Annotated in this window: 21 protein-coding genes, 1 tRNA gene and 1 riboswitch; of the genes, 12 read left to right on the top strand and 10 right to left on the bottom strand. The window is 72.7% G+C overall.

Going from position 1 to position 25605, the window contains the following annotated elements; genetic code table 11:
- Positions 1-97: 97 nt before the first annotated feature.
- The 5 genes from ACFCY1_RS26840 to ACFCY1_RS26820 form a co-directional block, all read right to left on the bottom strand.
- On the bottom strand, positions 98-661 hold the full coding sequence (locus ACFCY1_RS26840; protein ID WP_049649817.1) for an EF-hand domain-containing protein: 564 nt from the start codon (positions 659-661) through the stop codon (positions 98-100).
- Between the two features lie 136 nt (positions 662-797).
- On the bottom strand, positions 798-2513 hold the full coding sequence (locus ACFCY1_RS26835; RefSeq protein ID WP_375876309.1) for a dipeptide ABC transporter ATP-binding protein: 1716 nt from the start codon (positions 2511-2513) through the stop codon (positions 798-800).
- Positions 2514-2527: 14 nt separating this feature from the next.
- Positions 2528-3520: an ABC transporter permease gene (locus tag ACFCY1_RS26830; RefSeq protein ID WP_049649815.1), complete on the bottom strand. Its 993-nt coding sequence runs from the start codon at positions 3518-3520 to the stop codon at positions 2528-2530.
- Positions 3521-3666: 146 nt separating this feature from the next.
- Positions 3667-5424 carry an ABC transporter substrate-binding protein gene (locus ACFCY1_RS26825; protein ID WP_375876308.1) on the bottom strand — a complete coding sequence of 586 codons (1758 nt, stop codon included), beginning with the start codon at positions 5422-5424 and terminating at the stop codon, positions 3667-3669.
- A gap of 115 nt (positions 5425-5539) precedes the next feature.
- Positions 5540-6520: an ABC transporter permease gene (locus ACFCY1_RS26820; protein WP_049649813.1), complete on the bottom strand. Its 981-nt coding sequence runs from the start codon at positions 6518-6520 to the stop codon at positions 5540-5542.
- 304 nt (positions 6521-6824) lie between these two features.
- Positions 6825-6921: riboswitch (ZMP/ZTP riboswitch) on the top strand.
- A gap of 19 nt (positions 6922-6940) precedes the next feature.
- Between ACFCY1_RS26820 and ACFCY1_RS26815 the strand changes: the two genes are divergently transcribed.
- Positions 6941-8398, top strand: a complete 1458-nt coding sequence (locus ACFCY1_RS26815) for a glycine hydroxymethyltransferase (RefSeq protein ID WP_375876307.1) — start codon at positions 6941-6943, stop codon at positions 8396-8398.
- A gap of 136 nt (positions 8399-8534) precedes the next feature.
- On the opposite strand, the gene ACFCY1_RS26810 is transcribed toward ACFCY1_RS26815, so the two are convergent.
- The 4 genes from ACFCY1_RS26810 to ACFCY1_RS26795 all read right to left on the bottom strand — a co-directional run bounded on the left by ACFCY1_RS26810 (position 8535) and on the right by ACFCY1_RS26795 (position 12896).
- Complete coding sequence (locus tag ACFCY1_RS26810; RefSeq protein WP_375876306.1) at positions 8535-9962, bottom strand: aldehyde dehydrogenase family protein; 1428 nt, start codon at positions 9960-9962, stop codon at positions 8535-8537.
- A 107-nt stretch (positions 9963-10069) separates the two neighbouring features.
- Entirely contained in the window at positions 10070-10534 is a 465-nt protein-coding gene (locus tag ACFCY1_RS26805) for a DUF6624 domain-containing protein (RefSeq protein WP_375876313.1), read from the bottom strand.
- 323 nt (positions 10535-10857) lie between these two features.
- Positions 10858-12495 carry an APC family permease gene (locus ACFCY1_RS26800; protein ID WP_074004361.1) on the bottom strand — a complete coding sequence of 546 codons (1638 nt, stop codon included), beginning with the start codon at positions 12493-12495 and terminating at the stop codon, positions 10858-10860.
- Positions 12496-12811: 316 nt separating this feature from the next.
- Positions 12812-12896: transfer RNA gene (locus ACFCY1_RS26795), tRNA-Leu, on the bottom strand.
- Positions 12897-13403: 507 nt separating this feature from the next.
- On the opposite strand from ACFCY1_RS26795, the gene ACFCY1_RS26790 reads away from it, so the two are divergent.
- A complete protein-coding gene (locus ACFCY1_RS26790; protein ID WP_375876305.1) occupies positions 13404-13808 on the top strand; it encodes an ATP-binding protein in 405 nt (134 codons plus the stop codon).
- Positions 13809-13892: 84 nt separating this feature from the next.
- Here ACFCY1_RS26790 and idi read toward each other — a convergent pair whose 3' ends face one another.
- Positions 13893-14546, bottom strand: a complete 654-nt coding sequence (gene idi, locus ACFCY1_RS26785) for an isopentenyl-diphosphate Delta-isomerase (protein WP_079272473.1) — start codon at positions 14544-14546, stop codon at positions 13893-13895.
- A gap of 589 nt (positions 14547-15135) precedes the next feature.
- On the opposite strand from idi, the gene ACFCY1_RS26780 reads away from it, so the two are divergent.
- The 10 genes from ACFCY1_RS26780 to ACFCY1_RS26735 all read left to right on the top strand — a co-directional run bounded on the left by ACFCY1_RS26780 (position 15136) and on the right by ACFCY1_RS26735 (position 25560).
- Complete coding sequence (locus ACFCY1_RS26780; protein WP_049649809.1) at positions 15136-15891, top strand: sugar phosphate nucleotidyltransferase; 756 nt, start codon at positions 15136-15138, stop codon at positions 15889-15891.
- Positions 15879-16940 carry an iron-containing alcohol dehydrogenase family protein gene (locus ACFCY1_RS26775; RefSeq protein ID WP_049649808.1) on the top strand — a complete coding sequence of 354 codons (1062 nt, stop codon included), beginning with the start codon at positions 15879-15881 and terminating at the stop codon, positions 16938-16940. The genes ACFCY1_RS26780 and ACFCY1_RS26775 overlap by 13 nt, the downstream gene beginning before the upstream one ends.
- Positions 16941-17031: 91 nt before the next feature.
- Complete coding sequence (locus ACFCY1_RS26770) at positions 17032-17769, top strand: CDP-alcohol phosphatidyltransferase family protein (protein WP_049649827.1); 738 nt, start codon at positions 17032-17034, stop codon at positions 17767-17769.
- Positions 17766-18665, top strand: coding sequence for a glycosyltransferase family 2 protein (locus tag ACFCY1_RS26765; RefSeq protein WP_049649807.1), 900 nt, complete (start codon positions 17766-17768; stop codon positions 18663-18665). The genes ACFCY1_RS26770 and ACFCY1_RS26765 overlap by 4 nt, the downstream gene beginning before the upstream one ends.
- Positions 18666-18820: 155 nt before the next feature.
- Positions 18821-19762, top strand: a complete 942-nt coding sequence (locus tag ACFCY1_RS26760) for an ABC transporter permease (RefSeq protein ID WP_049649806.1) — start codon at positions 18821-18823, stop codon at positions 19760-19762.
- Positions 19755-20564 carry an ABC transporter ATP-binding protein gene (locus tag ACFCY1_RS26755; RefSeq protein WP_234348229.1) on the top strand — a complete coding sequence of 270 codons (810 nt, stop codon included), beginning with the start codon at positions 19755-19757 and terminating at the stop codon, positions 20562-20564. Before ACFCY1_RS26760 ends, ACFCY1_RS26755 begins: the two co-directional genes overlap by 8 nt.
- A 272-nt stretch (positions 20565-20836) precedes the next feature.
- The gene (gene hpnC, locus ACFCY1_RS26750; RefSeq protein WP_375876304.1) at positions 20837-21802 is read left to right on the top strand and encodes a squalene synthase HpnC; all 966 of its coding nucleotides are present in this window, start codon (positions 20837-20839) and stop codon (positions 21800-21802) included.
- A gap of 41 nt (positions 21803-21843) precedes the next feature.
- Positions 21844-22701 (top strand): presqualene diphosphate synthase HpnD, encoded by an 858-nt coding sequence (gene hpnD, locus ACFCY1_RS26745; RefSeq protein WP_375876312.1) that lies wholly within the window; start codon positions 21844-21846, stop codon positions 22699-22701.
- 127 nt (positions 22702-22828) lie between these two features.
- Complete coding sequence (gene hpnE, locus ACFCY1_RS26740; RefSeq protein WP_375876303.1) at positions 22829-24262, top strand: hydroxysqualene dehydroxylase HpnE; 1434 nt, start codon at positions 22829-22831, stop codon at positions 24260-24262.
- A gap of 209 nt (positions 24263-24471) precedes the next feature.
- Positions 24472-25560, top strand: a complete 1089-nt coding sequence (locus tag ACFCY1_RS26735; protein WP_117492733.1) for a polyprenyl synthetase family protein — start codon at positions 24472-24474, stop codon at positions 25558-25560.
- The last annotated feature ends 45 nt before the right edge of the window (positions 25561-25605 follow it).

The raw sequence follows: 25605 nt of genomic DNA, 5'->3' as shown, positions 1-25605 counted from the left end.
CCGTAGTTGACCGCCCTGCCCCCGCGCCCGAAGCCGCCGGGGGGGGGCGCCCCCCGCGTTCCGGGTCGGGGGGGGGGGACCACCGAGGACGTACGGCTCAGAAGGCGTACGGCGGTTTGCCCGTCCACCAGTTGCCGGGCGCGTCCGGGTCGCGGCTGGTCCAGAACTCGACGATCGCGTTGGTGAACTCGGCCGCGGAGAGCACGCCGTCGCCGTCGGTGTCGAGGTGGCGGAAGGCCTCGTCGGCGTCGTCGCGGGACAGGCCGGCGAAGTGGCCGCGCTGGAAGACGAAGAACTCGCCGGCGTCCACCGTCCCGCTGCGGTCGGCGTCGGCGACGGAGAGGAAGGCCCCGGCGAGCGCGCCGAGGATCTCCTGGGCGGCCTCCGGGTCGTCGGCGAGCGAGCCGGTCGAGGCGACGAACTGCTGCCGGGTGATCGCCTCGGTGCCGGCGGGCAGCCGGGCGAGGTGCAGGTCGTGCCAGGTCGTCAGGTAGGCCCGGACTATCACGGCCTCCGCCTCGGAGCCCTCCTGGTGGCCGAGCGAGCGGGCCACCGAGAGGCCCATCAGGACGTGGTCCCGCTCGGTGAGCAGCCCGTCGCCGTCGGCGTCGAGGTGATCGAAGCCGTGATTGATCTTTGCGATGAGCAGGTCGTCCGACAAAAGTGCCCCCTCGATTGGTGATTCCTTGCCCGGGTCTCCTACGTCACATCGCCTGCACGCTAGCGCCTCGAACCGGACCGGCGCAGCCGAACGACCTGCCGCTTCACCCGCCGGGCCTCGATGATCATCGGTCATCTCAGTGCACCGCGGCCAGCAGTTCCCTCGTGTACTCGGTGTGCGGCGCCGCGAACAACTGGTCCCGGTCGGTGGACTCGACCAGCCGTCCCCGGTGCATCACCGCCACCCGGTCGCAGAAGTGCCGGACCACCGCGAGGTCGTGGGAGACGAACAGGAAGGCGACACCGAGCCGTTCGCGCAGCTCCATCAGCAGGTTGAGCACCTGGGCCTGCACCGACACGTCGAGCGCGGAGACCGGCTCGTCGGCGATGATCAGGCGCGGCTGCGGGGCCAGCGCGCGGGCGATGCCGATCCGCTGGCGCTGCCCGCCGGAGAACTCGTGCGGGTAGCGGTCCAGGTGCCGGGCCTCCAGGCCGACCTGCTCCAGCAACTCGGCGGAGCGCTCCCGCCGTTCGGCCCGGTCCAGCGGGGTGTGCAGGCGCAGCGGGGTGTCCAGGGTCTGGGCGACGGTCCGGCGCGGGTTGAGCGAGGCGTACGGGTCCTGGAAGACCAGCTGGATCTCCCGGCTGAGCCGCTTCCGCAGCTCCCGGTCCGGTCGGGTGACGTCCTGGCCGTCGTACAGCACCCTGCCGCCGGTCGGGCGTTGCAGCCCGGCCAGGACCCGTGAGGTGGTGGACTTGCCGGAGCCGGACTCGCCGACCAGCCCGAGCGTCTCGCCGGGCGCGATCCGCAGGCCGACGCCCTCGACCGCCCGGACCGGTTCGGCCCGCAGGCCGGGGAAGCGCCGGCGTCCGGGGAAGCGCACGGACAGGTCGTCCACCTCGACCAGCCACCGCTCGGGGCGTTCGACGGTCCGCGGCCGGAACGTCCGCGACGGGGCCGGCTCGTCGACCGTCGGCAGGGCGGTGCCCGGCACCGAGTCCAGCCGGAGCGCCGCGCCCACCAGCGCCCGGGTGTACGGCTCGCGCGGTGCGGCCAGCAGTTCGGCGGTCGGCGCGGACTCGACCTCGACCCCGCCGCGCAGCACCAGCGTGCGGTCCGTCGTCCCGGCGACCACGCCCAGGTCGTGGCTGACCAGCAGCACCGCCGTCCCGTGCTCGCGCTGCAACTCGCCGAGCAGGTCGAGGACCTGCCGCTGGACGCGGGCGTCCAGGGCGGTGGTCGGCTCGTCCGCGATGAGCAGCCGGGGGTCGTTCATCAGCGCCATCGCGATCATCACGCGCTGGCGCATGCCGCCGGAGAACTGGTGCGGGTAGTCGCGCGTCCGGGCCGTCGGGATGCCGACCCGGTCGAGCATCTCGGCCGCCCGTCGGCCCGCCTCGGCCCGGCCCGTGCCCGGGTGGTGCAGCCGGTACATCTCGGCGAGCTGGGCGCCCACGCCGTGGAAGGGGCTGAGCGAGGTGAGCGCGTCCTGGAAGACCAGCGCCGCCCTTCCGCCCCGCACCCCGCGCAGCGCGGACTCCTCGGTGCCGACGACCTCCTGCCCGTCGAGCCGGATCGAGCCGGTGACGGTGGTGGTGCGCGGGTCGTGCAGGCCGAGGACGGCGAGCCCGACGGTCGACTTGCCGGAGCCCGACTCGCCGACCAGGCCCAGAACTTCACCCGGGGAGAGGTCGAAGGAGAGGCCCTGGACGGCGGTCACCGGCGCACCGCCGCGCGGGTCGGCGAAGGAGACGGTCAGATCGCGGACGCTCAGCACCGGCCCGACGGTCTCCGCCGCCGTGCTCTCCACCTCTGCGGTCCGCACGCCGGCCCCCGGGACAGTGGAATTCATCGAAGGGCTCCCCATCAGTTCAGCCGGACACGCGGGTCGAGCCAGGCGACCGCGAGGTCGGCCAGCGCGACGAACAGCACCATGAAGCAGGCGGCCAGCAGCACCGCGCCGACCACGGCGGGCAGGTCCTGCCCGGCGACGGCCTCGGCGGCGAACCGCCCGACCCCGTTCAGCCCGAACACCGTCTCGGTGATCACGGCTCCGCCGAGCAGCACCCCGGCCTCCAGCCCGATCAGCTGCACCAGCGGTCCGGCGGCGCCGCGCGAGGTGTACTTGAGGTGGGCGCGCAGCCGTCCCAGGCCCTTGCCGCGGGCCGTGCGGACGTACTCCTCGTTCATCGTCTCCAGCAGCTGCGAGCGCGAAAGCCGGGCGAACACCGCGGAGTTGACGAAGCCGAGGACGAACCAGGGGAGCAGCATCCCGCCCGCCCAGGCGGCCAGGTCGTCGGCCGGCGGGGTGTAGGAGGGCAGCGGCAGCAGCCCGGTGGAGTAGACCAGCAGCCACTGCGCGACGTACCCGAGGAAGTAGATCTGCAGGCTGGCGCCGACCAGGGTGAAGCCGGACAGCAGCCGGTCGGTCCGCCGCCCGTGCCGCAGCGCGGAGACGAACCCGGTGCCGAGGCCGAACACCAGCAGGACGGCGAGCGCCCCGGCGGTCAGCGAGAGGGTGACCGGCAGGTGGTCGGCGAGGGCCTCGCTGACCGGCTGGTGCAGCCGGTAGGAGTAGCCGAGGCAGGGGGCGTCGCAGTGGATGGTCGAGCCGTCCACGTCGCCGATGTCCCGCCCGGCGACGACCCCGGCCAGGTAGTCGGTGTACTGGGTGAGCAGCGGCTGGTCCAGGCCCATGCTCTGGCGCACCGCCGCGACCTGCCCGCTGTCGCAGCGCGGGCCGCAGGCGGCGCGGGCCGGGTCGGCGGGCGCGGCGTAGAAGAGGGCGAAGGCGGCGGCGGAGACCGCGACCAGGACCGCGAGGGCCTGGGCGGTCCGCCGCAGGACGAAGGAGAGCATGGCCGATCCGGGGTCGACGTGACGGGGGGAGGCGTGCGAAACGGACGTGTGCGGGACTGAGGCGGAACCGGGGGCCGGAACCGGAGGCGGAACCGGGGCCCGCTCCCGCCACCGCGCACGGGCGGCGGGAGCGGGCCCCGGTCGGCTCAGGACTTCAGGTACAGCCAGGCCAGCGAGACGGTCCCGTAGATCGGGTGGATGAACGCCCCGCCGACGTTGCTGCCGCGCAGCTGGTTGACCGTCGGGTAGGCGAACGGCAGCACCGGCACGTCCTTCATCACGGTCTGCTCCAGCGCGTACAGCTCCTTGGCCTTGGCGCGCGGCTCGCCGATCTGGTTGATCCGGTCGATCTCCTTGTCGACCTCCGGGTTGCGGTAGAGCGCGGAGTTGATGTCGCTGCCGGCCCGGCCGTCGAAGGAGAACGGGATCAGGGTGGACGGGGTCGGCCAGTCGACCGAGCTGGTCTCCTCGAACAGGTCGTACGGGGCGCCGTCGCGGTGCACCTCGTCCAGGAAGGCCTTGGGGTCGATCGGCTTGGGCACGACGGTGATGCCCGCCTTGCCGAAGCCCTCGACCAGCACCTGGGCGACGCGCTGCCCGGTCGGGGTGTTCCGGTACGCGTAGGTCAGGCTGCCGGGCGCCTGCTTGGCCTTGGCGAGCTGGGCCTTGGCGGCCTCCGGGTCGCCCTCGGGCTTGACCGGGTAGAGGTCGTACTTCTGCCAGTCGATCAGCGCGGGCGAGCTGAGCGTGGTGGCCAGTTCGCCGGTCCGGGCGCCGCCCTGGACCTGGCGGGCCTGCTGGCGCGGGTAGGCCAGGTGCAGCGCCTTGCGGACCTCGACGTCCGACACCCGCTGGTTGTTGATCATCAGCTGGGTGACGAAGGCGCCCTGCCGGCCGGAGACCACCAGCTCCTTGGCCTTCGGGTCGGTGTCGGTGGTCTGGTACAGCTCGGCGGAGAGGGTGTCGGCCGCGGTGGTGGCGTTGGCGCCGCCGTCCCGCCCGGAGAGGATCTCCTGGTTGAGGTTGAGCGCCTCCTTGCCGTACGTGAAGACGAACTTCTCCGGGTACTGGCTGCGGATCGGGTCCGTCTCGGGCTTCCAGGCCGGGTTGCGCTCCAGCACCATGCGGGTGTTCTGGACGTGCTCGACGATCTTGTACGGGCCGGTCGCGAACGGCAGGCGGTCGTAGTCCGTCCCGGTGTCCTTGTCCCGGCGCACCGGGGAGGAGGAGGACTGCGCGGCCATGTACGGGACGTCGGCCTGCGGCTGCGGGAAGTGGAAGACGATGGTGCGCTCGTCCGGCGTCTCGATCGCGTCGAGGTCGCCGGCCTGCGGGCCCGCGTACTTGGTGCGCGCCGCCTCGTAGCTGGCCTCGCCCGTGAGCCACTGCGGCCAGTACGGCGGGCCGACCTCGTAGCCCTTGCCGAAGGTGCGCTCGATGCCGTACTTGACGTCCTGGGCGGTGATCGGCTGCCCGTCCTCCCAGGCGACGCCCTGCTTGAGCTTGTACGTCCAGGTGCGCCCGCCGTCGGCCGGGGTGCCGGTGTCGGTGGCCAGGTCGCCGACCAGCTTGGCCTTGCCGTCCACGACCTGGTACTGGGTCAGCTGGCGGCCCCAGAGCAGCGAGGCGTTGTAGGCGGCGCCCGCGTAGACCTTCTGCGGGTCGAGGTGGCGGAACTCGACGCTGTTGTACACGTTCACGGTGCCGCCCGCACGGGCGCCCGGGGCGGCCGGGGCGGGGCCGGCGCTCTCCTGCTCGCTGCCGAGCACGGCGGTCAGCGGGGAGGTCTCCTTGGCGGAGGCCCCGGCGCCGCCGGAGCCGGTGGTGCTGCCCGCGCCGGCCGAGCAGGAGGTCGCCAGCAGGGCGGTGGCGATGACGGCGAGGGACGGTCTGGTCCAGCGCATGGCGAATCTCTCCTTGCCCCGGCGGTCGTGCCGGGACGGGCTCGGGTGATGGTGGGGAGGGGTGAAGGGTCTTGGGAGCGGCGGGAAGAAGGGGCCTCGGGAGGGCCGAGGGGCTTCAGCGGGCGGTGCCGGCGCGCGGGTCCAGCGCGTCCCGGACGGCGTCGCCGAGCAAGTTGAAGGCGATGACGAACAGCAGCAGCGCCACACCGGGGAACACCATGTAGGTGGGGTCGGCCTGGAAGACCTCGGAGCCGCGCGCGATCATCCGCCCCCAGTCCGGGACCGGCTCGGTGACGCCGACGCCGAGGAAGGACAGCGCGGCCTCGGAGGCGACGAAGGTCGGCACCGCCATGGTGGCGTGCACCAGCAGCTGCGAGCGCACATTCGGCAGGAGTTCGTGGACGACGACATGGAATCGGCTCGCGCCCTGGGCCCGCGCGGACTGCACGAAATCCCTTTCCCGGAGCGAGCGGACGGTGGCCCGCAGGGAAAGCGCGAGCGGAATCCAGCCGAACGCCGAGAAAACCAGGATCAGCACCAGGAACTGCATCCACTCCGGTTCCGCGGTGCCCGGGTCGACCAGCCGGGACTGGATCACCGGGCTGAGCGCGAGCAGTAGGAGCAGCGTGGGAAAGGCCAGCAACACATTGGCGAGGAATCCGAACAACCGGTCGGTGATCCCGCCGAGGTAGCCGACCGCGACGCCGACCAGCACGCCTAGCGTGGTGGTCACCACGGCGGCCGCGAAGGCGATCAGCAGCGAGGTGCGGATGCCGTACAGCAGCTGGGTGAACACGTCCCGGCCGAGGCCGGGCTCCAGGCCGAACCAGAAGTCCCCGGAGATGCCGCCGTTCGGCAGCATCGGCAGGCCGCTGTCGCTGAGCAGGCCCGGAGCGTTCTGGCCGTAGTGGTCGACCGGGTTCTTCCCGTACAGCGCGGCGACCAGCGGAGCGCCGAGGGCGAGCAGCAGGAACAGCACCACCACCGCCAGGGCGGAGGCGCCGACCCGGTCCCGCAGGATCCGGCGGAGCGGGCCGGGGTCGGCGGCGGGCACGGGCCCGGCCGCGGTGCCTGGGACGGTGTCGACCACTGCCATGAGGCGTAACCCCCGAATTCTCCGCCGCCCCATGGGTGAGGGTGCGCTGGTGTGTATTTCCGGTACGGCCTCCGGGGGTTTCCCGGCGGCTGTTCGAGCGCCATTTGATCGGATGCGTCCGAGGTTCCGCAAATCACCTTTGGCGGACGTTCGGGTCATTCCTTTCGAACTGTTTCGGGAAATGTGGCGGCTTCATTTCGCTGAAACACTCGCGTTGCAAAAGAACGGACATACCATGCTGAAACGGACTGCCCGTTCCGCATTCTGAGACCTCCGCCACAGTCCCTCCGGTGTTGGTACGATCCCGGTGGGCCGCAACTGGCGCGTAGGGATGGAATCAACCATCGGGAAGCGGCCCCGTGAATCCTCACGTGAACTTGCCGAGCGCCTGGGCCCCCGCATCCCCACCAGGAGACCGCCATGGCCCAGCAGCCCCACACCGCCGCCTCCGCCGCGGCCGACACCGCCTTCCGCAGCGCCCTCGACGTGGTCGCCGGCGTCGAACCGCGGATCGCCGCCGCGATCGGACAGGAGCTGGCGGACCAGCGCGGCTCGCTCAAGCTCATCGCCAGCGAGAACTACGCCTCCCCGGCCGTCCTGCTCACCATGGGCAACTGGCTCAGCGACAAGTACGCCGAGGGCACCGTCGGCCGCCGCTTCTACGCGGGCTGCCGCAACGTCGACACCGTCGAGGGCATCGCCGCCGAGCACGCCCGCGAGCTGTTCGGCGCCGACCACGCCTACGTCCAGCCGCACTCCGGCATCGACGCCAACCTCACCGCCTTCTGGGCCGTCCTCTCCCAGCGGGTCGAGAGCCCGGCGCTGGAGCGCGCCGCGGTGCGCAACGTCAACGACCTCACCGAGGAGGACTGGGCGCGGCTGCGCCAGGAGCTCGGCAACCAGCGGATGCTCGGCATGTCCCTGGACACCGGCGGCCACCTCACCCACGGCTTCCGGCCCAACATCTCGGGCAAGATGTTCGAGCAGCGCAGCTACGGCACCGACCCGGCCACCGGCCTGATCGACTACGACGCGCTGCGCGAGACCGCCCGCGAGTTCCGCCCGCTGATCATCGTGGCCGGCTACTCCGCCTACCCGCGGCTGGTGGACTTCCGCCGGATGCGCGAGATCGCGGACGAGGTCGGCGCGACCCTCATGGTCGACATGGCGCACTTCGCCGGCCTGGTCGCGGGGAAGGTGCTGACCGGCGACCACGACCCGGTCCCGCACGCCCACATCGTCACCACCACCACCCACAAGTCCCTGCGCGGCCCGCGCGGCGGCATGGTGCTGTGCCAGTCCGAACTGGCCGAGCACGTCGACCGCGGCTGCCCGCTGGTGCTCGGCGGCCCGCTCTCCCACGTGATGGCCGCCAAGGCGGTCGCCCTCGCCGAGGCCCGCCGCCCCGAGTTCCAGGCCTACGCCCGCGCCGTCGTCGCCAACGCCCAGGCGCTCGCCGAGGGCCTGCTGCGCCGCGGCGGGAAGCTGGTCACCGGCGGCACCGACAACCACCTGGTCCTCGCCGACGTCTCCGGCTACGGCCTGACCGGCCGCCAGGCCGAGGCGGCCCTGCTCGACTCGGGCATCGTCACCAACCGCAACTCCGTCCCGCAGGACCCGAACGGCGCCTGGTACACCTCGGGCGTCCGCCTCGGCACCCCGGCCCTCACCACCCGCGGCCTCGGCACCGCCGAGATGGACGAGATCGCCGACCTGATCCACACCGTCCTGCGCGCCACCGCCCCCGCCACCACGGCCAAGGGCTCCCCGTCCAAGGCCGCGTACACCCTGGACGCAGCCCTCCGCGACGCCACCGCCAAGCGCGCCGCCGACCTGCTCGCCCCGTACCCGCTCTACCCGGGCGTGGACCTGGTCTGACGGCGAACGGCGAACAGATGACAGATTTCGAAATCTGTCATCTGTCATCTGTTCGCTGAAAGTTGTCAGCCGTCAGCCGTCAGCCGTCAGCCGTCCGCCGTTCGTCGGCCCCGCCCCGCCCCGTGCACCGGGTCCGCTAGTACTGCAGGGACTTGTACTGCAGGAACTCCTCCAGCCCGTGCCGGCCCAGCTCCCGGCCGAGGCCGGAGCTCTTGTAGCCGCCGAAGGGCGCGAGCGGGTTGAAGCGGCCGCCGTTGAGGTCCACCTGGCCGGTGTCGAGGCGGCGGGCGAAGGCGGCGGCGGTGTCGGTGTCGCGGGCCCAGACGCCGCCGGCCAGACCGTACGGGGTGCCGTTGGCGAGTTCGGCGGCGTGGTCCTCGTCGCGGTAGCGGAGGATCGCCAGGACCGGGCCGAAGACCTCCTCCTGGGCCACCGTCATCTCCGGGGTCACGTCGGCGAGCACGGTCGGGCGGACGTAGTAGCCGGTGGCGGGTTCGGTGACCGGCTCCGAGCCGCCGACGACCAGCCGGGCGCCCTCGGCCAGCGCGCCGTCGATGTAGCCGCGCACCTGGGCCAGCTGCCTGGCGTTGACCAGCGGGCCGATCCGGGTCTGCGGGTCGGTCGGGTCGCCCGGCCGGTACTGGGCGGCGACCTCCTCGGCCCGGGCGACCGCCTCCTCGTACTGGTCCTCGTGCACGAGCAGGCGGGTCAGGGCGTTGCAGGTCTGGCCCGAGTTGGCGAAGACGTTGGCGACGTTCGCCTTGACCGCCCGGGCCAGGTCGGCGCCGGGCAGCACCACGTTGGCCGACTTGCCGCCCAGCTCCAGGGAGACCCGCTTCAGCCCCCGGCCGGCCGTCTCGGCGACCTGCCGGCCGACGGCGGTGGAACCGGTGAACGAGACCAGGTCCACGTCCCGGTGCCCGACGAGCGCCGCGCCCGCCACCGCCCCGGTGCCGGTCACCAGGTTGAAGACGCCCGCCGGGAACCCGGCCGCGTGCACCAGCCGGGCGAACAGCCGGGCCACCAGCGGGGTGTCCTCGGCCGGCTTGAGGACCACCGGGCAGCCGGCCGCCAGGGCCGGGACGGTCTTGGCGACGATCTGGTGCAGCGGGTAGTTCCACGGCGTGATCGCCGCGACCACCCCGGCCGGCTCGGCGTGCACCACCGAGTTGCCGATCCGCTCCTCGAAGGGGTGCTCGGCGAGCAGGGTCAGGTAGGAGGTCGCCACGGCGAGCGGCAGCCCGGCGTGCACGGCGCCGGCGAAGCCGACCGGGGAGCCCAGCTCGGCGACGACCGTCTCGGTGATCTCGTTCTGCGCGGCGGCGATCCCGTCCCGCAGCCGGGTCAGCAGCGCCAGCCGCTCCTCGGGGGTGGTCGTGCCCCAGGCGCGGGCCGCCCGGCGGGCCGCCGTCACCGCCGTGTCGACGTCGGTCGTGCCGCCGGCCGGCACGGTGGCCAGCACCTGTTCGGTCGCCGGGTTCAGTACGGTGATCGACCCGGCGTCCCCGGAGGGCCGCCACTCGCCGTCGATGTACTGGTCGCTGTACTCCGCGTACTGCCGCACCGATCGTCCTCTCGTCCGCCCTTCAACTAGCAGCGCTAGTCGAAGGTCAGTCAATGCGGCCCGGGCGGCCGCGCGCAAGAGTCAATCCCGACCGGCGGACCTGACGGTTACTTCGGAGCGAACCGCGCGGTGTACTCGTCGAACGGCTCGATGCCCACCTCCGCGCGCCGCTCGTCCAGCCGCTCCGGCTCCTCGCACGGCCACGGCACCGGGCGGCCGTCCGCCACCGCGCCGATCTGCGTCCCGTAGCGCTGCTCCCGGCCCTCGTTGACCGCCAGCCGGTCCTGGAGGAAGGCCAGGTCGCGGGCGCTCGCCTCACCCCGGGCGACGGCCTCGCCCATCAGTGCCGCCGCCCGCCGCTGGACGTCGAGCTGCCGGTCCGCGTGCTGCGCCACCAGCCACGCCGCCCGGGCGGCCTCGGGGCCGACGGCGCGCTCGGTCGGCCAGCCGTGCGCCGCCATGATCTCCGCGAGCCGGTCCCCGTGCCGGGCGGTCAGCCGCCGCCAGGCCGCCTGCTCGGCCAGGTCGGGGCTGTTCGCCAGCCGGGCGGCCGCGCCGTCCTCGGCCATCATCGCGACCAGCTCCCGCGCGAGGACCGGATCCTGACCGTACCGCTGTGCTTCCGTCACGTCGACGACGCTCCCTGTAGCCGGGCCCTCCTGCCGAGGACCGCCCGCCACCACGCTAGGCGCGGAGAACGCGACGAAGATCATCCCCGAAGACGGTGACCCGGGGGTGCCGCCCACGGCAGAATGGATGCACACCGGGAACGAAGCGCACCGCGCACGCGGCGACGGAGCGCTCCACGCACACGGCGACGGAACGCACACTCCCGCGAGAGACGCCGAAGGGCCGGTCGGAGGAATCCGACCGGCCCTTCACCGTGTGACGAGGATCAGACCCGGGACGGCTCCGCCGCCTCGGCGCCCTCGGCCTCCAGCATCTCCTCGCGGACCGCGGCCAGCGAGGGGTTGGCCCAGGCGCTGGCGACGCCCCAGTAGTAGAACGCCAGCCCGATCGCGGCGACGATCAGCAGGTCCCAGCCCTCCGGCAGGTAGCCGTGCCCGCCGAAGTCGGCGCTGCCCGCCCAGGAGACGCCGGCCATCACGAACAGGTACGCGACCATCCAGGCGCCCGCCTTCAGGTGCGGCTTCAGCACGGCGAACGGCTTGCGCAGCTCGTACCAGGCCCAGATCGGCAGACCGGCGGCCATCAGCAGGATGACCTTGCCGGTGAGCGGCCAGCGGGCCCAGTAGAGCACCAGCGAGCCGAAGATCATCGCGATCGGGGCGATCACCGGCATGGCGCGCAGCCGGACCGGCCGCGGCAGCTCGGGGGCCAGGCGGCGCAGCGCCATCACGGCGACCGGGCCGGTGATGTACGAGATCACGGTGGCCACCGAGACGATCTCGGCCAGCGAGCCCCAGCCGCGGAAGACCGCGAGGAACATGAACGCGACCACCAGGTTGAGCACCAGCGCCGGGCGCGGGATGCCGGTCTTGGCGTCGACCCTGCCGAAGATCTTCGGCAGGTGGCCGTTCTCCTGCACGCCGTGGATCATGCGCGAGGTGGTGGCGGCGTAGATCATGCCGGTGCCGGAGGGGGAGATGAAGGCGTCCGCGTAGAGCGTGATCGCGAGCCAGTTGAGGCCCCAGGCGATGGCCAGGTCGGCCAGCGGCGAGGTGTAGGAGAGGTTGCTCCAGCCGTTCGCCAGGTCGCCGCCCGGGATGGCGCCGAGGAAGGCGATCTGGAGCGCGACGTAGATCACCAGGGCGATCAGGATCGAGCCGATGACGGCCTTCGGCAGCGACTTGCCGGGGTTCTTGGCCTCGCCGGCCAGGTTCAGCGGGGACTGGAAGCCGTTGAAGGCCCAGACGATGCCGGAGACCGCGACGGCGGTGAACACCGAGCTCCAGCCGTTCGGCGCGAAGCCGCCGTGGTCGGTGAAGTGCGCCGAGTCGAAGTGCGCGAAGAGCAGCGCACCGGCGGTCACCGTCGGGACGACGACCTTGAAGACGGTGATCGCGGTGTTGGTCTTGGCGAACAGCGTGATCGCGAACCAGTTGAGGGCGAAGTAGACGAGCAGCAGCACGCTGGCCAGCGCCACGCCGCTGAGGGTCAGCTCCTTGCCGTCGTACAACCCCTGCGCCCAGCCGAAGTGCCAGGAGCTCATGTACTGCACGGAGGCGGTGGCCTCACCCGGGATGACCGAGACGATGGCGATCCAGTTGGCCCAGGCCGCCAGGTAGCCGGCCAGCGAGCCGTGCGAGTACTGGCCGTACCGGACCATGCCGCCGGCCTTGGGGAACATCGAGCCCAGCTCGCTGTAGGTGAGCGCGATGGTCAGCGCCACCGCGGCACCGATCACCCAGGCGAGGATCGAGGCGGGTCCGGCGAGCTTGGCGGCCCGCTCGGCACCGAACAGCCACCCGGAGCCGATGATCGACCCCAGCCCGACCGCGGTCAGGCTGATCGTTCCGAGCGATCGGCGGTAGTTCTGGTGTGATGCCGTCGACGATTCGGGCTCACTCAACGTATCGGTCCTCTCGCTCGTGGTTCATCGGGTGGTGTCGGTGTTTTTGCGATTTTGCGTCGGTATTTCGGACAAACGGAGAGCAGCCTAAGGTCCAAAAAGGGGCGAAAACCTCAGAGGAAGCTCAAACCATCCGATTGTTGCCATCTCGTGTCCGGCGTCCGGGCCGATGCGGACCGGCGAGGAGACGGACGCCACAGCGCCAGGGAGGGCGGTGGCCAGGGACGGCGACCGGGGCCGGCCCGGGGGAAAGGGGCGGCCCGAAAAACGAAATTCCCCGTGGAAGCCTTTCGGCCTCCACGGGGAATTTCGGCTGTGTCCGAGGGGGGACTTGAACCCCCACGCCCGATAAAGGGCACTAGCACCTCAAGCTAGCGCGTCTGCCATTCCGCCACCCGGACTGGGTGTGTGCTTCGGGGGCTTTTTCCTCGCCCCCTCGGCGACAGAGAGAACATTACCAGGGTTCTGGAGTGCTTCTCACCTGCGCTTCCTCGGGGCCGCGCCGACCGACATCCTGGTCGGGCCGCTCCGGGGTCGCGGGGCCGCGGCGCACCGCCCGCACAGGTTGGTACGGCCTGTGAACGCGCTCGAATCCGGCCCGAACCGGTGGGGTCCGCGAAGGAACCGGTCGACTCCCGCACCGCCCGCGGTCGGTTGCGGCCGGAAGCGGTCCGACACGGGCAACTTGTCGACGGTGCCGCACCCGCCGCGACGGCTCTCCTAGCCTCTGTGGACCGAGGGCGCCATGAAGCGGATCGCCTGATTCCCGGGTCGCGGACGAAGGGCGGCTGGACGTGGAGCAGATCAGCGGAGCGGCGAAGGCCGAACCGAGACGCGGCAGGCGGGGGGAGGGCCCGGTCGGGGCCACGGCATCCGCGGGCCCCACCGAGGGCGTGTGGCGCTTCCCGGTGCCCGCCACCGAGGCCTCGGTGCCGCTCACCCGGCACGCGGTGCGCGACCGCCTGCTGGCCCAGGGCATGACCGGGGTGCGCTACCAGGAGCTGGTGGACGACCTGCTGCTGATCGTCTCGGAGCTGGTGAGCAACGCGGTGACGCACGCCGCCGAGCTGTCGCCCGAGGTGGTCACCGAGCTGTCGCTGCGCCGGGCCTGGGTGCGGGTGTCGGTCGAGGACGGGGACCCGTACCGGCCGAAGGCGCTGGAGAACGACACCGGACGCACCGGCGGGCGCGGCCTGCTGCTGGTGAAGAGCGTCACCCTGCAGGCCGGTGGGGTGTGCGACGTCGAAGACACGGGGGAGGGCGGCAAGGTCATCTGGGCCTCGCTGCCCGTTCCCCCGGGGCCCGACCACTGACCGGCCGGGCCGGACGCCGGACCGACGGCCGACACCTCCGGACCGCCGGTCGGGACGGCCGGACCACCGGCCGGGGCGGGCGGACTACCAGTCCCGCCCGGCGATCTCCCGGATGCCCGGCAGCGCGGCCTCGAAGACCGTCTCGAACCAGACCGAGAACGGCCGCTCCGCCCGCAGCTCGCGCAGCTCCTGCGCGGTCACGAAGGCGAAGTCGTCCACCTCCTCCGGGGCGGGCTCGACCGGCGCGGTGACCAGTCCCACGAACAGGTGGTTCCACTCCCGCTCGATCAGCCCGGACGCCTCGTCCGGCAGGTCGTAGCGGACGGTGCCCGCCTCGCAGAGCAGCGCCGGTGCGACACCCAGCTCCTCGGCGGTGCGCCGGGCGGCGGCGACGAACGGCGGCTCGTCCGGGTACGGGTGGCCGCAGCAGGTGTTCGACCAGACGCCGGGGGAGTGGTACTTGCCGAGGGCCCGGCGCTGGAGCAGCAGCCGGCCCTGGCGGTCGAACAGGAAGACCGAGAAGGCCCGGTGCAGCCGGCCCGGCTGCTGGTGGGCCCAGAGCTTCTCGCCGGTGCCGATCGTGACGCCCGCGTCGTCGACCAGTTCCAGCAGGATCTCGGTTCCGACGGGGGCGGACCCGGTGGCCCGGGGGTCGACCGTCACATCGGTCTCCACGTCGAGACCGGTGTCGATCTCGGCCGCGAAGTGCGTGGGATCGGTCGGAAGACTCTGGGGCATGGGGCCTCTTTCGGGAGCGGGAGCAACGGGAGCATCGGGTGTCTCCGACACACCGGGCGGAGTGCGGCGGACACAGCGGGGGCACCGGCGCCGGCGTCGGCATCCAGTCTGCCGTATGGGTGGCGGTCGGCAGGGGTCCCACGCACAACCGGGCGGATCATGACCCGGAGGAGTCGGAAACCGTCCAGAGAAGGGTCCGGGATGCCCTCGTAAGAGTCACAGAATTCGCAGAACCGTTCGGCGTGCGTTCGGAGCCCGTTCGACCGGCCCGGCGCCTCCTCACGGCCTCCTCGCACCGTCCCGCGGACGGCGCCCGGGCGGATCCGGTGCGGCCCCCGGGCGGCCCGACGGCCGTTCGACGGGCCCTCGGCGGCCGCCCGTCCGCCGCCCCGCTGCCGCCCCCGGGCAGGGCGGGCGCGTTCTGGCCGGTGGCCCCGGTCGCCTACCATCACATACGACACGGTGCCCGGATCTGTGCCGGCACCGGCGCGCCGCCGCCCGGCCCGGTCGAACACCGGACCGGGGGTCCCGGTGGCGCCGCCGCCCCCGGCACGGCCCCGCGCACAGCACGACGGATCAGGAGACCCGCATGATCGGCCTCGTTCTGGCAGCCGGCGCCGGCCGCCGGCTGCGCCCGTACACCGACACCCTGCCCAAGGCGCTGGTGCCGGTCGACGGGGAACGGACCGTCCTGGACCTCACGCTCGGCAACTTCGCCGAGGTCGGTCTGCGCGATGCCGCGATCGTCGTCGGCTACCGCAAGGAGGCGGTGTACGACCGCAAGGACGCCCTGGAGAGCAAGTACGGCGTCAAGCTCCACCTCGTCGAGAACGACAAGGCCGAGGAGTGGAACAACGCCTACTCGCTCTGGTGCGCCCGCGACCTGTTCGCCGAGGGCCTGCTGCTCGCCAACGGCGACACCGTCCACCCGGCCTCCGTCCAGCGCACCATGCTGGAGGGCAACCGGCGCCTGACCGACGCCGGCGCCGCCCCCGGCATCCTGCTCGCCCTCGACACGGTGAAGAAGCTCGCCGACGAGGAGATGAAGGTCGTCGTCGACCCGGCCACCGGCATGCGCCGGATCACCAAGCTGATGGAGCCGGCCGAGGCGAGCGGCGAGTACATCGGCCTCACGGTGATCAACCCGTCCGCCGCCGCCGACCTGACCGACGCGCTGCGCGCCACCTACGAGCGCGACCCGCAGCTGTACTACGAGGACGGCTACCAGGAGATGGTGAACCGCGGCCTGCGGATCGACGTCCAGCCGATCGGCGAGGTCTCCTGGGTCGAGGTCGACAACCACGACGACCTGGCGAAGGCGCGGGAGATCGCGTGCCGGTACTGACCCGACTGGTCCCGTCGCCGCTGTTCGTCGAGATCCGCCCGGGCGCGCTGGACGCGCTCGGCGGCATCCTCGCGGACCAGCGGCTGTCGGCCTCGGGCCGGATCGCGGTCGCGATCAGCAACGGCTCCGGCTCGGCCATGCGCCGCCGCCTGGAGCCGGCCCTGCCCGGCGCCGACTGGTACAACGTGGACGACGGCAGCCTGGACAGCGCGGTGCGGCTGGCCGAGGCGATGCGCGGCGGCCACTACGACGCGATGGTCGGCCTCGGCGGCGGCAAGATCATCGACGCCGCCAAGTACGCCGCGGCCCGGGTCGGCCTGCCGCTGGTCGCGGTCGCCACCAACCTGGCCCACGACGGCATCTGCTCGCCGGTCTCCACCCTGGACAACGACGCCGGCCGCGGCTCCTACGGGGTGCCCAGCCCGATCGGCATCGTGGTCGACCTGGACGTGATCCGGCAGGCCCCGCAGCGCTTCGTGGCGGCCGGCGTGGGCGACGTCGTCTCCAACATCTCCGCGTGCGCGGACTGGGAGCTGTCGCACGCGGTGACCGGCGAGCCGGTGGACGGTCTGGCCGTGGCGATGGCCCGCTCGGCGGGCGAGAACCTGCTGCGGCACCCGGGGAGCACCCAGGACCAGGACCTCCTGACGGCGCTCGCCGAGGCCCTGGTACTGTCCGGCATCGCGATGAACATCGCGGGCAGCACCCGGCCCTCGTCGGGTGCCTGCCACGAGATCTCGCATGCCCTGGACGTGCTGTATCCCAAGCGGTCCGCCCAGCACGGCGAGCAGGTCGGCCTCGGCGCCGCCTTCGCCAGCTTCCTGCGGGGCGAGCGCGAGCTGACCGGTCTGATCGTGGAGCGCCTGGCGAGCCACGGACTGCCGGTGACCGCGGCTCAGATCGGCTTCACCGAGGCGGAGTTCACCGAAGCGGTGCACTACGCTCCGAACACCCGACCGGGGCGCTTCACCATCCTCGAACACCTCGACCTCTCCCCTTCCGCAATCAGGGACGCGTACGCCGACTATGTCCAAGCCGTCAACAGCTGACCCCTCCACCGCGGGCGCCGAACGGCCCCCGGTGGACCTGACCCGCCGGCCCTCGATCGAGGAACTGCGCGCGGTGATCCACCCGGAGGGCATGCTCCAGCGCCGCAGTGCCGAGCACTGGGCCGGTCGCCTGTACATGCGGAAGATCTCGCTGCGGATCACCCGGGTGCTCTCCACCGTGACGGCGATCACGCCCAACGGTCTGACGTACCTGATGATGGTCACCGGCATCCTGGCCGGTGCCGCGCTGGTCCTGCCGGGCATCGCGGGCGCCGTCCTGGGCGCCCTGCTGATCCAGGTCTACCTGCTGCTGGACTGCGTGGACGGCGAGGTGGCCCGCTGGCGCCGGCAGACCTCGCTCACCGGCGTCTACCTGGACCGGGTCGGCCACTACATGTCCGAGGCGGCGCTGCTGACCGGCCTCGGCCTGCGCGCCACCGACCTGCTGCACCGCGAGGGCACCGGGTCGCACTGGGAGTGGGCCTTCCTCGGCACCCTGGCCGCGCTCGGCGCGATCCTGATCAAGTCCGAGACCGACCTGGTGGACGTGGCCCGCGCCCGCAGCGGCCTGACGGCCGTCGAGGACAGCGCCTCGGTGCCGCGTTCGGCCTCCGTCGCCAAGGCCCGCCGGGCGGCCTCCTTCCTGAAGTTCCACCGCCTGGTCGGCGCGGTCGAGGCCTCGCTGCTCATCCTGGCCGCCGGCGTCGCCGACGCCGTGCACGGCGGACTGCTCTTCACCCGGCTCGCGGTGGTCGTCCTGGCCGCGATCGCGATGCTCCAGACCGTGCTGCACCTGCTGAGCATCGTCCTCTCCAGCAGGCTGCGATGAGCGCGCCGGGCACGGCGGAGGACTTCCGCCTCGGTGCCGTGATCATCACCATGGGCAACCGGCCCGCCGAGCTCAACGCCCTGATCGAGGCCGTCCGCGCCCAGGAGGGCCCGGCGGTCGAGCTGGCCGTGGTCGGCCAGGGCGTGGAGCTGCCCCCGCTGCCGGAGGGCGTGCGCACCGTCGAGCTGCCGGAGAACCTGGGCATCCCGGGCGGGCGCAACGTCGGCATCGAGCTGTTCGGCCGGGACGGCGCGGAGGTCGACGCCGTCCTCTTCCTGGACGACGACGGGAACCTGCCGCGCACCGACTCGGCCCGCCTGCTGCGTGAGGCCTTCACCGCCGACCCGGAGCTGGGCATCGTCTCCTTCCGGATCGCCGACCCGGACACCGGTGTCACCCAGCGCCGGCACGTCCCCCGGCTGCGCGCCAGCGACCCGCTGCGCTCGTCCCGGGTGACGACCTTCCTGGGCGGCGCGAGCGCGGTGCGCTGCAAGGTGTTCGAGCAGGCCGGGCAGCTGCCCGCCGAGTTCTTCTACGCCCACGAGGAGACCGACCTCGCGTGGCGCGCGCTGGACGCCGGGTGGGCCATCGACTACCGGGCGGACGTGGTGCTGCATCACCCCACGACCTCGCCCGCCCGCCACGCGAGCTACTTCCACAACGTGGCCCGCAACCGGGTCTGGCTCGCGAGGCGGAACCTTCCGGCCCTGTTGGTGCCTCTCTATCTGGGAACCTGGTTCCTGCTGACCCTGGCCCGCCGCCCCTCCCCGGAGGCGCTGAAGGCCTGGTGGGGCGGGTTCCGGGCGGGCTGGCGCGAACCCTGCGGTGCGCGGCGGCCCATGCGGTGGCGTACCGTCTGGCGACTGACCAGGCTGGGCCGACCTCCGATCATCTGATCACATCTGATGGCATCCGCATCGGATGATCGATCGCTGCGGCCGGTGCCCACACACCGGCCGGCTCCCCCGAGATCCCAGTGGATCCCCATCGGCGCACGACCGGCGGACCCCGCCGACCGGCCGCCCCGACCGATCCCGCGTGAAGGACGAATGTGTCGACAGTGAGTGAACCCGTCAGCCTCTCGGCCCCCAGGGGGGCGGACGCGGGCCTGACCCCCAAGCAGCTTGCGGACAAGTACGGTCTGGCGGTGAGCGGCGCCCGTCCCGGCCTGTTCGCCTACTCCAAGCAGCTCTGGGCCCGGCGCCACTTCATCTGGGCCTTCGCCACCGCCCGCCTGGTGGCCCAGTACACCAACGCCAAGCTCGGCCAGCTGTGGCAGGTGGTGACCCCGCTGCTCAACTGCGCGGTGTTCTACCTGGTCTTCGGCGTGATCCTGGCGAGCAAGCAGGGCTTCCCGGACAACACCTACATCGCCTGGCTGTGCATCGGCGTCTTCGTCTTCCAGTTCACCCAGAACGCGGTGCAGGCCGGCACCCGGGCGATCTCCGACAACCTCGGGCTGATCCGGGCGCTGCACTTCCCCCGGGCCAGCCTCCCGATCGCCTTCACCGTGATCCAGCTCCAGCAGCTGCTCATCTCGATGGTCGTCCTGGTCGTCACCGTGCTCGCCGCCGGCATCACCCCGGGCCGGACCTGGCTGCTGATCATCCCGGCGCTGCTCCTGCAGACGCTCTTCAACACCGGCATCTCCCTGGTGATGGCCCGGCTCGGCTCCCGGACCAGCGACATCTCCCAGCTGATCCCGTTCGTGATGCGCGCCTGGATGTTCCTGTCCGGTGTGATGTTCAGCATCCAGGACAAGATCACGCACTGGCCGCACTACATCCAGACGCTGATGTCGCTGAACCCGGCGTCGATCTACATGGACCTGCTGCGGCACGCCTTCGCGCCGGTCATCTACAACCCGCACCAGCCGGTGCACCAGACCCTCCCGCCGCACCAGTGGGCGTACGGCCTGGCCTGGGGCGTGGGCATGTTCGTCGTCGGATACGTCTTCTTCTGGAAGGCCGAGGAGGAGTACGGCCGTGGCTGACATCGACCTGAGCAACAACGACACCGTCACGGACGCGGACGTCGCCCGCGAGCCCACCGTCGTCGTCGACGACGTGCACATCGTCTACAAGGTGCACGGCGCCGGCTCCGGTAAGGGCAGCGCCACCTCGGCGCTGAGCCGCATCATCAGCCGCAAGCGCGCCTCCGGCGTGCGCGAGGTGCACGCGGTCAAGGGCATCAGCTTCACTGCGTACAAGGGCGAGGCGATCGGGCTGATCGGCTCCAACGGCTCCGGCAAGTCGACCATGCTGGCCGCCATCGCCGGCCTGCTGCCGACCGAGAAGGGCGGCATCTACACCAACGGCCAGCCCTCGCTGCTGGGCGTCAACGCCGCGCTGATGAACGAGCTCACCGGTGAGCGCAACGTCGTCCTCGGCTGCCTGGCCATGGGCATGACCCCGGCCCAGGTGAGGGCCCGCTACCAGGACATCGTCGAGTTCTCCGGCATCAACGACAAGGGCGACTTCATCTCCCTGCCGATGCGCACCTACTCCTCCGGCATGGGCGCCCGGCTGCGCTTCTCGATCGCGGCCGCGAAGACCCACGACGTGCTGCTGATCGACGAGGCCCTCGCCACCGGCGACCAGGCCTTCCAGCAGCGCAGCAAGCGGCGGATCGACGAGCTGCGCAAGTCCGCCGGTACGGTCTTCCTGGTCAGCCACGACAACAACTCGATCCGCGAGGTCTGCGAGCGGACCATATGGATCGAGGCCGGCGAGCTGGTCATGGACGGACCCACCGAGGAGGTCGTGAGCCGCTACGAGCGCGGCGAGCGACCGTAGTCCCCGTCACACTCCCGCGGGGCCGGTTCCGGAGCTTCCGGAGCCGGCCCCGCGCCTTTCCCGCCGCCCGGCGCGGAGGCGAGCGCCCAGTGCCCCGGCGGGGCGCTCTTCTCCGGCGCGCCCGGGCGTGTCAGCCTGGTGGTCGCGGGGGCGGTGTGCCGTGCGTGACGCCCGCGCTCGGACGCGTGTCCGAGTCGGACCGGTCGTGCCAAGCGGTGTAGAACGGGGGAGTGACAGCAGTGTCGGCTTCGGCCCAGCCCAGAGATACGCCGGTGAACGGTTCCGCAGGACAGACCCTGGACAAGGCGGGCGCGGAGAACTTCCCCGTCGCCCCGTTCTTCCTGCCCGCGGCCTGGCGCGACGACCTGATGGCGGTGTACGGCTTCGCCCGCCTGGTCGACGACGCCGGCGACGGCGACCTGGCCGACCCGGCCGCCACCGCCCGGCTGCTCGGGGTCGAGCAGACGCCCCCCGCCACCCCTTCGGACCAGTCCGGCCCGCCGGCTCCGCAGGAGACCGCCTTCCGGCTCGCCCTGCTCGACGGACTGGAGCAGGACCTCGACCGGGTCTTCGAGACGGCCCTGCGCACCGCCGGCGGCTCCGGAGCGGCCGGCGCGGACCGCCCCCGCCACCCGCTGATGAGCGCGCTCGTCCCGCTGGTCGACCGGCACGGCCTCACCCCCGAACCGTTCCGCCGTCTGATCGAGGCCAACCGGGTGGACCAGACCACCTCCCGCTACGCCACCTTCGACGACCTGATCGGTTACTGCACCCTCTCCGCTGACCCGGTCGGCCGCCTCGTGCTGGCCATCGCGGGCGTCTCCACCGCCGAGCGGACCGAACTCTCCGACGCCGTCTGCAGCGGCCTCCAGGTGGTCGAGCACATCCAGGACGTGGCCGAGGACCTGGCCCACGGCCGGATCTACCTGCCCGCCGAGGACCTGGCCCGCTTCGGCGTCACCGAGGCCGACCTGGCCGCGCCCTCCGCCGACGGCGCGGTGCGCGAGCTGATCGCCTTCGAGGTCGAGCGGGCCCGCACCCTGCTCGACCGCGGCGCACCATTGGTAGGTACGGTTCGGGGGAGGCTTCGATTGCTCCTGGCGGGATTCACCGCAGGCGGCTATGCGGCCCTGGCGGCCGTCGAGGACGCCGGGTACGACGTGCTCGCCCAGCAGGCGAAGCCGGACAAGCGCCGCCTCGCAGCGAAGGCGGCGGCCATCTTCGCGAAGGGAAGGTGAACGCCCGCGTGGCGGCATCACCACTGGCGTCGGCCCAGGTCATGGCGGCGTACCGGTACTGCGAGGCAGTCACCGGACTGCAGGCGCGCAACTTCAGCTACGGCATCCGGTTGCTGCCAGAACCCAAGCGGTTGGCCATGTCGGCCCTGTACGCCCTGGCCCGCCGGGTGGACGACATCGGCGACGGCGACCTCCCGGACGACCGCAAGGCCGAGGCGCTGGTGCGCACCCGGGAGCTGGTGGACGAGGTCCGCTCCGGGGTGGTCGCCGACGACGACACCGACCCGATCAAGGTCGCCCTGGCCGACGCGGCCCGGCGCTTCCCGATCCCGCTCGGCGGTTTCGACGAGCTGATCGACGGCGTCGAGATGGACCTCAAGGGCGCCGAGTACCAGACGTACGACGAGCTGAAGGTCTACTGCCGCTGCGTGGCCGGCGCGATCGGCCGGCTCTCGCTGGGCGTCTACGGCTGCGACGACCCGGAGCTCGGGGCGCGCTACGCGGACACCCTGGGCCTGGCGCTGCAGCTCACCAACATCCTGCGCGACCTGCGCGAGGACGCCCTGACCGGCCGCACCTACCTGCCCGCCGAGGACCTGGTCCGGTTCGGCTGCGAGCAGGGCTTCGCCCTGCCCGAGCCGCCGGTCGGCGCGGACTTCACCGGCCTGGTGGCCTTCGAGGCCGCCCGTGCCCAGGCCGCCTTCGAGGAGGGCCTGCGGCTGCTGCCGATGCTCGACCGCCGCAGCCGCGCCTGCACCGCCGCGATGGCCGGGATCTACCACCGGCTGCTCGGCCGGATCGCCGCCGAACCGGAGTCGGTCCTGCGCGGCCGGGTCTCGCTGCCGGGCTGGGAGAAGGCGTACGTGGCGCTTTCCGGGCTCGCCGGGGGGCGTTCTTGATTCTCGCAACAGTTCTGTCACGCTGTGTCAGCTGGGAATCACGTGCGGGTAGTTCCATGTTGAACAAACGAGGATCTTCTTCAGGGACCGCCCGCGGGCGGTCCACCGACTGCGAGGGGGAGGGCCGATGACCGGGCGAGCCGATGCCGCGCGCCCGGCGGCCGTGGTGGTCGGCGGCGGCCTCGCCGGGATCACCGCCGCGCTGCGCCTCGCTGAGGCGGGCCACCGGGTCACCCTCGCGGAGGGGCGGCCCCGGCTCGGCGGCCTGGCCTTCTCCTTCCAGCGCGGCGAGCTCACCGTCGACAACGGCCAGCACGTCTACCTGCGCTGCTGCACCGCCTACCGCGGCCTGCTGGAGCGCCTCGGCGCCTCCCGGCTGGTCCACCTCCAGGACCGCCTCGACATCCCGGTGCTCTCCGTCACCGGGCCGCCGGAGGCCCCGGTGCGCACCCTGGGCCGACTGCGCCGGGCCGGCCTGCCCGTCCCGCTGCACCTGGCCGGCAGCCTGGCCCGCTACCCGCACCTGTCCCCGGCCGACCGCGCCCGGGTGGTCCGCGGCGCGCTCGCCCTGCGGGGCCTGGACCTCGTGGACCCGGCCCTGGACGAGGTCTCCTTCGGCGACTGGCTGCGCCGCAACGGGCAGAACGCCGCCACCCAGGCCGCCCTGTGGGACCTGGTCGGCGTCGCCACCCTGAACGCCCGGGCCGACCAGGTCTCGCTGGCGCTCGCCGGGATGGTGTTCAAGACCGGCCTGCTCTCCGACCCGGGCGCCTCGGACATCGGCACCGCCGCCGTCCCGCTCGGCGTGATCCACCACGACCGGGCGCTCACCGAGCTGGAGCGGGCCGGCGTCCGGGTGCTGCTGCGGTCCCGGGTGGCCGAGCTGAAGCCGGCCGCGCCGCAGCACGCCGTCCGGCTGGAGGGCGGGGAGCTGCTCACCGCCGACACCGTCGTGCTGGCCGGCGCCCAGGACAGCGCGGCCGCGCTGCTGCCGCCGAACGCGGTCCCCGGGCAGGAGCGGCTGGCCGGCTTCGGCACCGCGCCGATCCTCAACGTGCACGTGGTCTACGACCGCAAGGTGCTGCGCCGGCCGTTCTTCGCCGCGCTCGGCTCCCCGGTGCAGTGGGTCTTCGACCGCACCGCGCACTCCGGCCTGGCCGCCACCCCGACGGGCCGGGCCCACCCGGGCGCCCAGTACCTGGCGCTGTCGCAGTCCGCCGCGCAGGACGAGATCGACCTGCCGGTGGCCGAGCTGCGCGGCCGCTACCTGCCCGAGCTGGGCCGGCTGCTGCCGGCCGCGGCCCAGGCCGAGGTGCTGGACTTCTTCGTCACCCGGGAGCGCACCGCGACCTTCGACCCGGCGCCGGGCAACGGGGCACTGCGTCCCTCGGCCCGCACCGAGGTCCCCGGCCTGCTGCTGGCCGGCTCGTGGACGGCCACCGGCTGGCCCGCGACCATGGAGGGCGCCGTGCGCAGCGGCCACGCCGCGGCCGACGCCGCGCTCGCCGCGGCCGGCGCCCGGACGCCGGTGGACCGCGGCGACGGGAGGTGGCCCAGGTGACGGCGGGCCCCGCCGCCGGAGAGCCCGCCAGAGCCGACGGGCGTACCGTCGAGCGCACCGGCGCATCCACCGGGAGCGGCCCGGCCGGCCGTACCGGCACCACCGGCACCGCTGGAACCACCGGCACCGGCACTCGATTCGACACCAGCCGCACCGACAGCGCCCGGCCGCCCCGTGCGGCCCGGCACCACGAGGAAGAGGGAACGCACGTGGAGTCACGCACCGGCTACGCCGTCGGAGGCACGGCGCACGCCGAACCGGTCTCGGTGCCGGAGCTGCTCGCCCGCAGCCGTACGCTCTGCACCCCGCCGCTACGGGCCGCCGTCGCCCGACTGGCCGCACCCATGGACACCGTCGCCGCCTACCACTTCGGCTGGATCGACCGGGACGGCACCCCGGTGACGGGGGACGGCGGCAAGGCCGTGCGCCCGGCGTTGGCGCTGCTGTCCGCCCGGGCCACCGGCGCGGCGGCCGAGGTCGGCGTGCCCGGTGGGGTCGCGGTTGAACTGGTGCACAACTTCTCCCTCCTCCATGATGATCTGATGGACGGTGACGAGACCCGACGGCACCGGGCCACCGCCTGGACGGTCTTCGGGCCGGCCCAGGCGATCCTGGTCGGCGACGCCCTGGCGACGCTCGGCACCGAGGTGCTGCTCGACGCCGCCGTGACCGGCGGGGCGAGCGCCACCGACGCCGCGCGCGCCGTCCGGCTGCTCACCACGGCGACCCGCCGGCTGATCGACGGCCAGGCCATGGACGTCGCCTTCGAACAGCGCGACAGCGTCACGGTCGCCGAGTGCCTGGAGATGGAGGGCGGCAAGACGGCGGCACTGCTGGCCGCCGCCTCGGCGATCGGCGCCGTCCTGGCCGGCGCCGACGACAAGGTCTCCGACTCGCTCCAGCGCTACGGCCACCACCTTGGCCTCGCCTTCCAGGCGGTGGACGACCTGCTCGGCATCTGGGGCGCCACCGAGGTCACCGGCAAGCCGCACTGGGGGGACCTGCGCCAGCGCAAGAAGTCCCTGCCGGTCGCCGCCGCCCTGGCTGAGGGCGGAGCGGCCTCGCGCCGGCTCGCCGAGGAGCTGGCCGACCCGAAGGGACGCGGGGAGGAGAGCGAGCCCGAGCTCGCCGCCCGCGCCGCGCTGATCGAGGAGGCCGGCGGCCGCGCCTGGACCCGGGAGGAGGCCCGCCGCCAGCACACGACTGCCCTCGCCGCCCTGGACGAGGTGCCCATGACCGACGAGGTGCGGGAGCACTTCGTCGCACTCGCCGAATTCGTGGTGGTACGAGAGAGGTGACGTTACGTTGACAGCAACCGCGGACGGCCGGCTCGACCCTGAGTA

Origin of the sequence: Kitasatospora sp. NPDC056273, from assembly GCF_042268845.1 — a bacterium.
In the GTDB taxonomy this organism is placed as follows: Bacteria; Actinomycetota; Actinomycetes; order Streptomycetales; family Streptomycetaceae; genus Kitasatospora.
Note: the sequence above shows the minus strand (reverse complement) of the source record. Positions and strands in the feature narration are given on the sequence as shown.

Bases quoted from the DNA above. Each gene is read 5' to 3' on its own strand.
- ACFCY1_RS26835 (WP_375876309.1), bottom strand. From the start codon at position 2,513: ATGAATTCCACTGTCCCGGGGGCCGGCGTGCGGACCGCAGAGGTGGAG.
- hpnD (WP_375876312.1), top strand. From the start codon at position 21,844: ATGGCGGCGTACCGGTACTGCGAGGCAGTCACCGGACTGCAGGCGCGC.
- idi (WP_079272473.1), bottom strand. From the start codon at position 14,546: ATGCCCCAGAGTCTTCCGACCGATCCCACGCACTTCGCGGCCGAGATC.
- ACFCY1_RS26780 (WP_049649809.1), top strand. From the start codon at position 15,136: ATGATCGGCCTCGTTCTGGCAGCCGGCGCCGGCCGCCGGCTGCGCCCG.
- ACFCY1_RS26815 (WP_375876307.1), top strand. From the start codon at position 6,941: ATGGCCCAGCAGCCCCACACCGCCGCCTCCGCCGCGGCCGACACCGCC.
- hpnE (WP_375876303.1), top strand. From the start codon at position 22,829: ATGACCGGGCGAGCCGATGCCGCGCGCCCGGCGGCCGTGGTGGTCGGC.
- ACFCY1_RS26765 (WP_049649807.1), top strand. From the start codon at position 17,766: ATGAGCGCGCCGGGCACGGCGGAGGACTTCCGCCTCGGTGCCGTGATC.
- ACFCY1_RS26830 (WP_049649815.1), bottom strand. From the start codon at position 3,520: ATGCTCTCCTTCGTCCTGCGGCGGACCGCCCAGGCCCTCGCGGTCCTG.
- ACFCY1_RS26825 (WP_375876308.1), bottom strand. From the start codon at position 5,424: ATGCGCTGGACCAGACCGTCCCTCGCCGTCATCGCCACCGCCCTGCTG.
- ACFCY1_RS26820 (WP_049649813.1), bottom strand. From the start codon at position 6,520: ATGGCAGTGGTCGACACCGTCCCAGGCACCGCGGCCGGGCCCGTGCCC.
- ACFCY1_RS26805 (WP_375876313.1), bottom strand. From the start codon at position 10,534: ATGATGGCCGAGGACGGCGCGGCCGCCCGGCTGGCGAACAGCCCCGAC.
- ACFCY1_RS26770 (WP_049649827.1), top strand. From the start codon at position 17,032: ATGCTCCAGCGCCGCAGTGCCGAGCACTGGGCCGGTCGCCTGTACATG.